Genomic DNA, 12,125 nt, shown 5'->3' with positions numbered 1-12,125 from the left:
CCTAACCCTGATGATTCGGCAGCGCTCCCGTGACCCCCGCTCGCGCAAATTTTCAGTTAAGCCGGCAGCCCCGGCCTGTCACACGTAGACGCGGTCGAGCGATTCAGGAAGGCGGGCTAATACTTCGTAGGCGATCGTGCCGGCGGCTTGTGCGACGTCATCGATGTCGAGCTCCGCGACGTCGCCGCGCACGACTTGGGGCTGCACGTCGGTGACGTCCACCATGCACGCGTTCATGCAGATGCGGCCGGCGATCGGAGCGCTCGCATTGCCGAAGCGGACCTTCAGCGCGCCGTTGCCCGCGGCACGAGGAAGTCCGTCGGCATAACCCAGAGGCAGCACGGCGATCGAGCTCGGGCGTTTGGCGACGAACTCGCACCCGTAACCGACCGTCGTGCCTTCGGGCACGTCGCGCACTTGCACGACCGGTGCGAACCAGCGCAACGCATGCTCGATCGTGAGGCCGCGCGCGGAATCGACGGTGCGCACCGCCTCCGAGGGCCAGTAACCGTACAACGCGATGCCGCAGCGCACCATGTCGAGCCGCGTCGCCGGCCACATGATGGCAGCCGCGCTCGCGGCGATATGCCGCAGCGCCCCCGCGGGCGCTCGCACCGCGAGAAGCCGCTCGAGCTGCGACGTCGTGAATCGCTCATCGAGGTCTTCAGCATTCGCGAGGTGCGAGTAGACGCCGGCGATCCGCACGCCCGCGGATTCGCACAGTTCGATCGTGTTGCGCGCGCCGGTGGCCGTGCCGCCGAAGCGCCCGACGCCCGTGTCGATCTTGACGTGGACGGCCGCGCCCTTGCGGTAGCGGCTCGCGTCGAGATCGTCCGTAAGCGCGAGCTCGACGGCGAGCCCCGACAACCGCTCGATGTCGGCGTCTTCCTGCGGGCCTAGGACGATGAGGGGCGCGGCCACGCCGGCCTCGCGCAACTCGAACGCCTCGGCCGGGGTGAAGACGCCGAGTCGCAGTCCGCCGATTCCGGCCTCGGACAGCGCTTTGCCGACCGGGACAAGGCCGTGCCCGTAAGCGTTCGACTTGACGACGGCGCAGAGCGCCGAAGGGGCGACTCGAGCCGCGAGGGCGCGAGCGTTGGCGAGAAGCGTGTTCGGGCTGACCTCCAGCCAGGGCCGGGTTTTCGAGCCCGTCACGCGAGCATCCGACCTCCGCCGCAGGACCCTCTTGTCAAAGGGGCACGCAAAGGCTATAATTCCCCTAGCACTCAAGTGCCAAGACTGCTAACGCGAAAAACGCCCCGTCCGGGGCGGCATTTCCGAGAAGCAATTGTTCGTTTCGCCGCGTCGCCGGCCCCGCCGGCGCTATCAGCGTCGTCACCGACACATAAGGAGGGTTCAATCCCGTGCCAACCGCGACGAAAGTCGATATCAAACCGCTCGGTGATCGCGTCGTCATCGAGAGCGTCGAGCAAGCGCCGACGTCCGCAGGCGGCGTCATCCTTCCCGACACGGCCAAAGAGAAGCCGCAGGAAGGCATCATCCTCTCGGTCGGGCCCGGCCGCAAGACCGACAAAGGCGAGATCATCAAAATGGATGTGAAGGCCGGCGACCGCGTCATCTACTCGAAGTACTCGGGGTCGGAGATCAAGATCGAAGGCAAAGAGTACCTCATCATCAGCGAAAAAGACGTTCTCGCGATCGTCAATCGTTAAGGAGCAATCGAACACACATGGCTGCCAAAGAATTGCTGTTCGACGAGCATGCGCGGCGCGCCTTAGAGCGCGGCGCGAACCAGCTCGCCGACGCCGTCAAGGTCACGCTCGGCCCGAAAGGCCGCAACGTCGTCATCGACAAGAAGTTCGGCTCGCCCACGATCACCAACGACGGCGTCACCGTCGCGAAGGAGATCGAGCTTCCGAATCACTTCGAGAACATGGGCGCGCAGCTCATCAAGGAAGTCGCGTCGAAGACGAACGACACCGTCGGCGACGGCACGACGACCGCGACCGTCCTCGCCCAAGCGATCTTCCGTGAAGGCCTCCGCAACGTCGCCGCGGGTTCCGACCCGCTCGCGATCAAGCGCGGCATCGAGACCGCCGTCGACAAGGTCGTCGAGGCGCTCAAGAAGATGAAGCATCCGGTCGAGACCAAAGAAGACATCGCGCGCGTCGCGTCGATCTCGGCGAACGACCGCTCGATCGGCGACATCGTCGCCGACGCGATGGACAAGGTCACCAAGGACGGCGTCATCACCGTCGAAGAGTCGCGCACGACGAAGACCGAGCTCGAACTGAAGGAAGGCATGCAGTTCGACAAGGGCTACATCTCGCCGTACATGGTGACGGACCCGGAGCGCATGGAAGCGACCCTATCCGATCCGTACCTGCTCATCACGGAGCGCAAGGTCTCGGCGATCGCCGACATCCTGCCGCTCCTCGAGAAGGTCGTCCAGGTCCAAAAGCCGCTCGTCATCATCGCAGAAGATGTCGAGGGTGAAGCGCTCGCGACGCTCGTCGTCAACAAGCTGCGCGGCACGTTCACGTGCGTCGCGGTGAAGGCGCCAGGCTTCGGCGATCGCCGCAAAGAGATGCTCAAGGACATCGCCATCCTCACGGGCGGCACGGTCATCTCCGAAGAGCTCGGCCTCAAGCTCGACAAGGTCACGATCAACGAGCTCGGCAAAGCGCGGACGGTCAAGATCACGAAGGAAGAGACGACGATCGTCGACGGCGCCGGCAAGAAGGACGAGATCAAGGGCCGCATCGAGCAGATCAAGCGCCAGATCGAAGATACCGATTCCGACTTCGACCGCGAGAAGCTCCAAGAGCGCCTCGCCAAGCTGTCGGGCGGCGTCGCGGTCATCCAAGTCGGCGCGGCGACCGAGACGGAGCTCAAAGAGAAGAAGCATCGCATGGAAGACGCCGTCTCGACCGCGCGCTCAGCGGTTGAGGAAGGCATGCTTCCCGGCGGCGGCGCGGCGCTCGTGCACGCGCTGAAGACGCTCGAGACGCCGAAGAACGGTCACCCGTCCGACGAACAGGTCGGGATCAACATCGTCCGGCGCGCGCTCGAAGAGCCGCTCCGGCAGATCGCGCAGAACGCGGGCCATGAGGGCTCGGTCGTCGTCCAGAAGGTCAAGTCGCTCGAAGCGAACCACGGGTTCGACGCCCTCACCGGCGAGTATGGCGACATGTTCAAGAAGGGCATCGTCGACCCGCTCAAGGTGACGCGTTCGGCGCTTGAAAACGCCGCCTCGATCGCGGCGCTGCTCCTCACCACAGAGACGCTCGTCTCCGACAAGCCGGAAGAGAAGAAGAACGGCGGCGGCATGCCGCCCGGCGGCGGCGGGATGGGCGGATACGACATGATGTAGTGGGCCCGAGCCCACCTACACGTGACGGGGCCTGAGCAGACCGCTCGGGCCCTTCTTCTTTGGAGCGGTCGACCTTTACGGTCGACCGCCGCGGTCTCGACCGCCGCGGTCTCGACGGACGCGGCCGTTCGCACCGTTGCGCGCGGGTCGCGGGACGCCAGGGGTGAAACATTCGCGCTGGTGGAGGCGTACGCAAAGCCATGAAAGCCATCGCGATCGTGGCCGTTGCTGCCGTCGCTCTTAGCGCGCTTGTCGCGCGGGCCGGCGCATGGCCCATGCAGACGCAGACCGACACGAAGACGTACGACGTCGACTCTGACGCGCAGATCGCCGTCGACGCGACGGACGCCGACGTCAGCATCAAAGGTTGGAATTCGAGCAAAGTCGAGGTCGTGACGAAGAAGACCGCTTGGTCGAGCGGCGATTTCGCGCGCATCGATTCGACGGTCGACGCGACCTCCGATCACGTGTCGGTCTCGGAGAACGCTCGGACGGATTGCGACAACTGCGGCGTATCGTACGAACTGCGGGTACCGGCCGGCGCACACGTCACGGTATCGACTGCGAGCGGCGACGTCGACGTGCGCAGCATCGCAGGACCTGTGCATATCGACGCGATGAGCGGCGACCTCGAGATACATGACATCGGCGGTCAAGTCTATGCCAAGACGCGGAGCGGCGACATCAGCATGTCGAACGTCGCGTCGTCCGTAGCCGCATACGATTCGTCGGGTGACATCAACGCGGAGAATCTCACGAACGACACGTCGCTCGTGTCGGATTCCGGCAGCGTCGACGCCGCCTTCGACAGTCTGACGCACATCCACGAGGTACGGATCAAAAGCGCAAGCGGCGACGTTTCGATCACGGTCCCGCGCGGTGCCGGCTTCTCGATCGACGCGTCGACCAGTTCGGGTTCGATGGACAGCAATCTCCGGGTGCCGATCCAAGAACGCGATTCCGGAGCGACCGTGCACGCGCAGGTCGGCAGCGGCGGCGCGGCGGTACAGCTCGAGACCGCGAGCGGCGACATCCAAGTCACGATGCGCTGATGTGGTATGCGGAGCGCAGCTCGGCACCACACATTGTACTGCATCACATCGCGCTGCTTCGTCCCACAAAAGGAAGCAAGCTTAGGCGCGCGAACATCGCAACTATTATGGAGACCCCTCTCACGGCGTAGCGCGATCTAGCGCACGCATCAGATTCATCGGTCGGCCTAATCGGGTCGACCTTTCGCATCCGCACTACCGAGGGGTTTCTCCGATGTCAACCGTCGCCCGCGCTCAGGGCATCTTCGCGTCTCGCACGTTCAGCCTGTTCTACGCCGGCCAAGCGCTCAGCTACGTCGGAGATGGCCTGCGCACGCTCGCGATCCCGCTGCTCGTCTATCACCTGACCGGCTCCCCGCTGTCGCTCGGGGTCTCGTACGCGCTCGAGTTCCTCCCGTTCGCGCTGTTCGGCCCGATCGGCGGCGCGCTCGCCGACCGGCTCGACCGGCGCCGGATGATGCTGCTCTGCGATTTCATCCGCTTCTTGGTCCTCGCGCTGTTCGCGCTCGCGTACGCGCGCGGCGTGCTGACGTTGCCGTGGCTGTACGCCGGCATCGCGATCATCGCCACATGCGCAGCGTTCTTCATCGGCGGACAATCGCCGAGCATTCCATTCTTGCTCGGCAAGGATCGCGCGTCGCCGGCCGTCGCAGCGCTCATCGCCGCCGAGCAAGGAGCGAACCTCATCGTGCCGCCCATCGGCGGCGCGCTGTTCGCGCTCGTCGGTCCGCTGCCCGAGTTAGCGATCAACGCGTTCACGTACCTAACGTCGCAGCTGTCGCTCTACGTGTTACCGACGCTCGGTCCAGACGTACCGGGTCGGATGCCTACGGTGCGAGAGCTCGTTGCGGACGTCGCCGAGGGGTTCCGCATCGTGCTGGCGGACGACGCGATGCGCGCCGTCGCAATGCTCAGCGGAGCGCTCAACTTCTTCGGCATCATGGCGTTCGCCGTGATCATCCCGTTCTTGGAGCGCGATCTCGGCGCTTCGACGCAGCAGGTCGGGCTCGCGTTCGGCGTCATCGCCGCAGGCTCGGTGGTCGGGTCGCTGATCGCCGGCCGTTACGGCATGCGTTGGCCGTTCGGCAAGGCGCTCATAACCGCGTACGCGATAGACGCCTTCATATTCTTACCGGTCGTCTTCGCGCACGAGCTGTGGTTCGGGGTCACGTTCTTCGCGTGCGCAAGCGCGTGCGGCTCGTTCGAGATCGCGCAGATCGTCGCGTGGCGCATGCGCGTCGCGCCCGAGGACAAGGTCGGTCGCGTCTCGGCGTCCGTGCGTCTCATCGCGCTCATCGGGCTCGTGCCGGGGACGCTCATCGGCGGATGGATCGCGCAAGTGTACGGCGCACGCGACGCGATGATCGCCTCGGCGATCGGCTGGACCATCGCAGCCCTCTACGCGGCCGCCATCAAAGCGCTCCGGCACGAGGCGCGCTAGGCCGAGCTTCGCTCGGCCGGTCGAGATAAATCTCGACCGCTCCCTGGTCCTTTGACGTTAGCGGTCGCGGCGGGGGGCGAGCGCGCGGACGCGGGCGACGGTGCCGCGCGCCACGACGACGAGGAAGACGACGAACGCGAGAGCGACGATCGCGGCGGCGATCGGCTTGAAGAACGCGAGGAACAATCCGCCCGCGGTCACGCCGTCTTCGAGGAAGCTGAGCGCGGTATTGCCGAGCCCGGCCGTCGTCACGGTCGATGCGACTCGCGCGGTCGATGCCGACCCGTGGACGATGAGCGCGTTGAGGCCGCCGGCCGCCATCATCGCGTAGAGCTCCGCGCTGTTCGACGGGTGGACAGTCGCGCCGACGAGGATCGCGGCGGCGACGGGTCTCGCGACGAAATACACGGCCTGCATCGCGTGATCGACGCCGGGGAACTTGTCCGCGAGCATCTCAAGCACTGCGAAGACCGCGAGGACGATGGTCGCCGTGTCCGACCCGAGCCATGCGAACGTCGCGCTCGGATGGATCCAGCCGAGATGGACGGCGACCGAGGCGACGAGCATCGTCAAAAATCCGCGCAATCCGGCGGTCGTCGTCAGCGCATACGCAAGCGCGTACTGCGCGGTCGGGTCAAACGACATGCAAGGCCTTCCGCAGGACTAAGGGGGTCCCAGCGAGGTCGTGCTGACGACGCGCGTGCCGTCGTAGCCGATCGCGGTCACCTGGATGTAGAGCGAGCCGCGATAGTTGCGGGGCAGCGAGAGCAGCGCTGCTTCGCGGCGGCCGACGACTGTCTGCGCGACGAGCGTGCTCCGATCGTCGAGCAGCTGGATCTGCGCGCGCGCCTGCGCGTACGAACTCCAAAAGACGTGCACCTGACGTCCGCCGCGCATGTACTCGGCGCCGACGTCGCCTAGTTGGACAAGCGCGGATCGATCGAGCGGCGAGACGCGGGGGGCAGAGGCGCGCTGCGTCTGTGCCGGCGGCTCGTGCGACTGCGGAGCGCTCGTCGCGCTCGATGTCGTCGCGGCGCCTTGCGAAGGCACGGTCGTGGTCGAATCGTTTTGCACCGTGCCGGCGACCGAAGCGGTCGTCGCATGCGAAGATGGCTTCTTCGGCCGCGCCTTAGGCCTGTGAACGGGCGGCCCGCTCGGGATCGCCTTCGACGCGATCGGCACCGGAGCGGTCGAGACCGCCGAAGTGCCGGGCGACGTCCGCATGATCCAGACGAGCGCGATGGCGATCGCACTCACCGCAAGCGCGATGAGGAGCAGCGTGCTCGGCGAGATCGCGATTGTCTCCCGATCGACGGGCCGCGCGTGCGACGGCGGAACTTGGGCGGGCTGCGCTGGGTGTGTATCATGACCGGCAGGCTGCGCGCTGCGTGGTGATGCGACGACCCCTGCTTCCATCTCGGCCTGCTCGATGCGCGCGTTGTGCGATCCGGTAGCCGGCGCTGCGGGCAAGGGCTCGGGTAACTGCGTCGCGGCAAGCGGCGACATCGCCGGCGCGCCGCCGGGCTGCGTGAACTTCGGCGGCGGCGGACGGCGCGCGATGAGGGGCGATTTGTCCGCATCGGTGAGATACGGCTCGATGTGGTGTTGGACGAGATCCCAGGGAGCCGTCGCCGAGCGGCGTCCGTGTGTCACCGGCACGGCGACTTCGATCGAGCGCGGATGGTTCCAACCTTCCGGATCACGCGACGAACGATTCCAGATGATCGGCACGTCGAACGTCGACGACTCGCCGGGGCCGAGCGAGATGCGCTGCTTCTCCGGAAAATGGAGCGACGGGTGCGGTGTGAACTCGGGTTCGAAGACGCCGGGCATCGAGCTGATGCTCCGCACGGCGCACGAGAGCATGAAGCCGCGCAGACCGCCGTCGCCGCCGATCTCATCTTTCCACGCGAGCGAGACGCTGCAGTCGGTTGCGGTGGCGGCGACGAGATCGCTGACGAACGTCGCGATGACGGTGCCCGCCGCGTCGCGCGCGGTGACGACCGCCTTGCGATCGCGAAGCGTCAGCCACTCCGGCTTGAATGCGACGGACACGTTTCGAGACTCGCCGCCCTTGAGCGTGAGCGACGATGGAGTGACCGCGCCGGCGTCAGTCGGCTCGTCGAGCGTCAGCTTGCACAGCACGGCGTGATCCGACTCGTTCGCGACGGTCAAATCGTACGAATTGGAAGACCCCGGCACGAGATACCACCTGCCGGTCCTATCGGCCGCCGTGATCACGAGGCTCGAACTCATGCCACTCTCCTGATACGGTATATCGACCCGGTCAGGGCGCACCACCATCGTAGCCGCGGCACGGTTGAGAAATGATTAAGAAAACCACCTCGCCAAGGAGTGGCGCCCGTCACGCGCCCAAGACATCGGGTCCCGTGAACAATTTTTTGAATCGCGAGCTGTCGTGGTTGGACTTCAACTGCCGCGTCCTCGCCCTCGCGGAAGACCCGACCGTGCCGCTGCTCGAGCGCGTCAATTTCCTCGCGATCTTCAGCCGAAACCTCGATGAGTTCTTCCAGATCCGCGTCGCGGGCCTCAAAGAGCAACTCGGAGCCGGGCTGGCGTCGACCGCACCGGACGGCCTCGCGACCACAGAGGTTCTTGACACCATCCGCGTCCGCGTGCAGGACATGGTCGCCCGCCAAATGCGTGCTTTCGCCACCGACATCGTCCCAAGCCTGCGCGCCGAAGGCATCCGTCTAGTCGACTACGACGCGTTGTCGCACGAAGAGATCGCGTACCTCGACGGCTTCTTCGAAGAACGGCTATTCCCCGTGCTCACGCCGCTCGCAGTCGATCCCGCACATCCGTTCCCGTTCATCTCGAACCTATCGCTCAATCTCGCGGCCGTCGTGGGCGATCCATCGAGCGACGAACCGCGCATCGCGCGCGTGAAGGTGCCGCCGCTGCTGCCGCGATTCGTCGCGATCCCCGACTCCGGCGCGTTCGTAGCGCTCGAACAGATCATCGCTGCGCATCTCGCGACGCTCTTCCCGGGGATGAAGGTATTCTCGCGTCACGCGTTTCGCATCACGCGCAACACCGACTTCACGCTCAACGAAGACGACATCGAAGATCTGCTCGTCGCGGTGGAGACCGCCCTTCGCCTGCGACGCAGGTCGCCGCGCGCCGTTCGCCTCGAGACGGACGCGGCGATGCCGGCGGACGTCCGCACGCTGCTGCTCGACGAACTCGAGCTCGCAAACGACGACGTCTACGAGATCGACGGTCTGCTCGACCTGACGGGTCTTGCGGAGCTCGTCAAGCTGCGACGTCCGGATCTCAAGTACGAACCGTGGATGCCGATGACGCAGACTCGGCTCGCGCCGCCGGAAGCCGGCGCGCGAACGGATCTCTTCCGCGCGCTTCGCGCCGGCGATATCCTCGTCCACCATCCATACGATTCGTTCTCGACCTCGGTCGAGGCGTTCATCGAGCAGGCGTCGATGGACCCGGCCGTTCTCGCGATCAAACAGACCGTATACCGCACCTCGACTCCCGATAGCGCGATCGCGCGCTCGCTCATGCGCGCGGCGGAGTCCGGCAAGCAAGTCGTCGCGGTCGTCGAGGTGACGGCGCGGTTCGACGAAGAGACGAACATCGCGTGGGCCCGCGCTCTCGAAGAAGCGGGCGTCCACGTCGTCTACGGCATCGTCGGCCTAAAGACGCATGCGAAGTGCGCGCTCGTCGTGCGCCGCGACGAAGACGGGATCAGGCGGTACAGCCACGTCGGCACGGGCAACTACAACCCGACGACGGCAGCGCTCTACGAAGATGTCGGCTTGCTCTCGTGCGACGCCGACATCGGCTCGGATCTGACGGACCTCTTCAACTTCCTCACCGGCTACAGCAAGCAAAGCGCGTACCGCAAGCTCGTCGTCGCGCCGGTCGGCATGCGGACGGCGATCCTCGGTCTCATCCGTTCGCAGATGGAAAGACGCGAGGGCGGCCGGATCACGATGAAGGTGAATAACCTCGTCGATGCCGAGATCATCAACGCGCTCTACGCCGCGAGCAACGCCGGCGTCGACGTCGACCTCATCGTCCGCAGCATCTGCTGCCTCCAGCCGGGTGTGCCGAACCTATCCGAACGCATCAAAGTGCGGTCCATCGTCGGACGGTATCTCGAGCACTCGCGGATCTTCCGCTTCGGTAAGGACTCGCGAGAAGCGGTGTACCTCATCGGCTCGGCGGACCTCATGCCGCGCAATCTTGACCGCCGCGTCGAAGCCGCAGCCCCCGTCACCGACCCGGCCCTGCAGCAGCGCCTGAGCGAAGTGCTCGACATCGAGCTGAGCGACGACTGCGAGGCATGGCATCTCGGGCCGGATGGCACGTGGCGATACGACGGAACGGGCGGCGCGCGTCGCCATCCGCAGCGCGTGCTCCAAGAGCTCGCGCTCGCGCGGTCGCAGGCGCACGTTGAAGCCGCAGGCTGAGCCGTCGCCGCGAACGCCGATGGCCGGTCTCGCCGTCCGGCGTGCGATTGCGGCGTCGGTGAAGCGTCTGCTCGAGAACGAATCAGGGGCGATCTCGGGTCGCGGCATCGAGCCGGTCCACCAAGCTCGAGTCGCCGTCCGGCGGCTGCGCTCCGACTTGCGGACCTTTCGCGAACTCGTCGATGCCCGATGGAGCGGCAAGCTCCGGCAGGAGCTTCGATGGCTTGGGGGCGAGTTGGGTGCGGTGCGTGATCATGACGTCTTCCTTTCGAGACTTCGCGCTGCGGCTGCGCGATCCGGGGGTGCCGGCGACCCGAACGTCGCTGCGCTGATTGCCGCCGCCCGCAAAGCGCGTTCGGCCGCGCGCGCTCGAATGGTAGAGGCGCTGCGATCGGCCCGCTACGCGCGTTTGCGCGCGCGGCTCGAACTCGCGGCCCGATCGCCGCGACTCACGCTCGCCGCTCGCCTGACCGCTTCGCAAGCGCTTCCGCCCATCATGAAGCGACGCAAGAAGCGGATCAGGAATGCGGTCGAAAGTCTGCCGGCGCGACCGGCCTTCGCGAAACTGCATCGGATCCGCATCCTCGCCAAGCGTTTGCGCTACGCGGCGGAGGCAGTCGGATTCGTCGCGGGCGCGCGAACAAAGACCGTTGCCAAAGCCGCAGAACGACTGCAGGATGTGCTCGGCGAGCTGAACGACGCGGTCTTCGCCTGCAGGCTTCTGCGTCGCCTGCGTTCGCGCCGCGAGCTGGCGCTGGCTGCGAACGCGATGCTCGCGCTCGAGATCGAAGCGGTCTCCCGCGCACGCGCCGAATGGGAGCCCGCCTGGCAGAAGGTCAGCGCGGCGGAGTTGCCGGCATGGCGGTGAACGGCGTCGTCAGAGCGGCGGGCGGCGTCGTCGTGCGCTCGCGACCCGACGGTTCGCTCGAGGTCGCAGTCGTGCATCGGCCTTCCTATGACGACTGGACATTGCCGAAAGGCAAACTTCAAGCGGGCGAACGCGAGGAGCACACGGCCCTTCGCGAAGTCGAGGAAGAGACCGGCATGCGCTGCCGGCTCGAGCGCGCTCTCGGCTCGACGAAGTATAAGGATCACAAAGGTCGTCAGAAGATCGTCCACTACTGGGTGATGCGTGCGCTCGACGGGCACTTCAAGGCGACCAAAGAAGTCGATCAGCTCCGCTGGGTGCACGTCGCCGAAGCCGGTGACATCCTCTCGTATCACCACGATCGCCAGCTGCTGCTCGAAGGCCTCGAAGGTCATGGCGAAGACGCTGTACCCGGCGGCCGCGAGGGCAAAGTCACGATGCGAGGCCGCACTTCGGGAGCGATCTATCTCGTGCGCCACGCGAAGGCCGGCAGCCGCGCGCAGTGGGAAGGTCCGGATGAATCGCGGCCGCTCTCGAAAAGCGGCAAGCGCCAGGCGGACGCGCTCGTCGACCGGCTCGCCGCTTTCTCGATCGCTCGAATCGCGTCGAGCCCCGCAGCGCGCTGCGTCGAGACCGTGGAGCCGCTCGCGAAACAGCGAGGCTTGACGGTCGAACGCGTCGATGCACTCGTCGAAGGCAGCGATGGCGACGACGTGCTCGACTATATCTCTTCGCATGCGGACCCGCCGACGGTCGTCTGCACGCACGGCGACGTCGTCGGCGACGTCTTGACTCGCCTCGTCGATCAAGGTCTCGCCGTGGAAAGCGATGCGCGTTGGGAGAAAGGGTCGGCCTGGGTGCTCGACTTCGACGGCGAATCCTTTCTTTACGGGCGATACCTCCCGCCACCATAACTTTCAGAAAACCGGGGAGCGGTCGAGATTTATCTCGACCGGCCGAGCGAAGCTCGGCGGAA

10 protein-coding genes are annotated in these 12,125 nt (G+C 65.9%); 7 read left to right on the top strand and 3 right to left on the bottom strand.

All coding sequences use genetic code 11. The features are described from left to right. Positions 1-78: 78 nt before the first annotated feature. Positions 79-1,155, bottom strand: a complete 1,077-nt coding sequence (gene alr / locus VFO25_01320; GenBank protein ID HET9341539.1) for an alanine racemase — start codon at positions 1,153-1,155, stop codon at positions 79-81. A gap of 209 nt (positions 1,156-1,364) precedes the next feature. Here alr and groES point away from each other — a divergent pair, with 209 nt between their 5' ends. The 4 genes from groES to VFO25_01300 all read left to right on the top strand — a co-directional run bounded on the left by groES (position 1,365) and on the right by VFO25_01300 (position 5,827). Further along, positions 1,365-1,673 carry a co-chaperone GroES gene (groES, locus tag VFO25_01315; GenBank protein ID HET9341538.1) on the top strand — a complete coding sequence of 103 codons (309 nt, stop codon included), beginning with the start codon at positions 1,365-1,367 and terminating at the stop codon, positions 1,671-1,673. Positions 1,674-1,690: 17 nt separating this feature from the next. Beyond that, positions 1,691-3,334 (top strand): chaperonin GroEL, encoded by a 1,644-nt coding sequence (groL, locus tag VFO25_01310; protein HET9341537.1) that lies wholly within the window; start codon positions 1,691-1,693, stop codon positions 3,332-3,334. 200 nt (positions 3,335-3,534) lie between these two features. Beyond that, the gene (locus tag VFO25_01305; GenBank protein ID HET9341536.1) at positions 3,535-4,386 is read left to right on the top strand and encodes a DUF4097 family beta strand repeat-containing protein; all 852 of its coding nucleotides are present in this window, start codon (positions 3,535-3,537) and stop codon (positions 4,384-4,386) included. A 214-nt stretch (positions 4,387-4,600) separates the two neighbouring features. Continuing rightward, entirely contained in the window at positions 4,601-5,827 is a 1,227-nt protein-coding gene (locus VFO25_01300) for an MFS transporter (protein ID HET9341535.1), read from the top strand. Between the two features lie 57 nt (positions 5,828-5,884). On the opposite strand, the gene VFO25_01295 is transcribed toward VFO25_01300, so the two are convergent. After that, a complete protein-coding gene (locus VFO25_01295; GenBank protein HET9341534.1) occupies positions 5,885-6,472 on the bottom strand; it encodes a DUF4126 domain-containing protein in 588 nt (195 codons plus the stop codon). 18 nt (positions 6,473-6,490) lie between these two features. Beyond that, on the bottom strand, positions 6,491-8,083 hold the full coding sequence (locus tag VFO25_01290) for a hypothetical protein (protein ID HET9341533.1): 1,593 nt from the start codon (positions 8,081-8,083) through the stop codon (positions 6,491-6,493). 134 nt (positions 8,084-8,217) lie between these two features. On the opposite strand from VFO25_01290, the gene ppk1 reads away from it, so the two are divergent. Genes ppk1 through VFO25_01275 form a run of 3 tightly spaced genes read left to right on the top strand, consistent with a single transcriptional unit; the run spans position 8,218 to position 12,063 of the window. Next, positions 8,218-10,281, top strand: coding sequence for a polyphosphate kinase 1 (gene ppk1 / locus VFO25_01285; protein ID HET9341532.1), 2,064 nt, complete (start codon positions 8,218-8,220; stop codon positions 10,279-10,281). Next, a complete protein-coding gene (locus tag VFO25_01280) occupies positions 10,172-11,149 on the top strand; it encodes a CHAD domain-containing protein (GenBank protein ID HET9341531.1) in 978 nt (325 codons plus the stop codon). Before ppk1 ends, VFO25_01280 begins: the two co-directional genes overlap by 110 nt. Further along, a complete protein-coding gene (locus tag VFO25_01275; GenBank protein ID HET9341530.1) occupies positions 11,140-12,063 on the top strand; it encodes an NUDIX hydrolase in 924 nt (307 codons plus the stop codon). Before VFO25_01280 ends, VFO25_01275 begins: the two co-directional genes overlap by 10 nt. The last annotated feature ends 62 nt before the right edge of the window (positions 12,064-12,125 follow it).

This window comes from Candidatus Eremiobacteraceae bacterium (genome assembly GCA_035710745.1).
GTDB lineage: Bacteria > Vulcanimicrobiota > Vulcanimicrobiia > Eremiobacterales > Eremiobacteraceae > JANWLL01.
This window is presented reverse-complemented; position numbering and strand designations above follow the sequence as displayed.

Bases quoted from the DNA above. Each gene is read 5' to 3' on its own strand.
- groL (HET9341537.1), top strand. From the start codon at position 1,691: ATGGCTGCCAAAGAATTGCTGTTCGACGAGCATGCGCGGCGCGCCTTA.
- VFO25_01305 (HET9341536.1), top strand. From the start codon at position 3,535: ATGAAAGCCATCGCGATCGTGGCCGTTGCTGCCGTCGCTCTTAGCGCG.
- VFO25_01300 (HET9341535.1), top strand. From the start codon at position 4,601: ATGTCAACCGTCGCCCGCGCTCAGGGCATCTTCGCGTCTCGCACGTTC.
- VFO25_01295 (HET9341534.1), bottom strand. From the start codon at position 6,472: ATGTCGTTTGACCCGACCGCGCAGTACGCGCTTGCGTATGCGCTGACG.
- VFO25_01290 (HET9341533.1), bottom strand. From the start codon at position 8,083: ATGAGTTCGAGCCTCGTGATCACGGCGGCCGATAGGACCGGCAGGTGG.
- VFO25_01280 (HET9341531.1), top strand. From the start codon at position 10,172: ATGGCACGTGGCGATACGACGGAACGGGCGGCGCGCGTCGCCATCCGC.
- VFO25_01275 (HET9341530.1), top strand. From the start codon at position 11,140: ATGGCGGTGAACGGCGTCGTCAGAGCGGCGGGCGGCGTCGTCGTGCGC.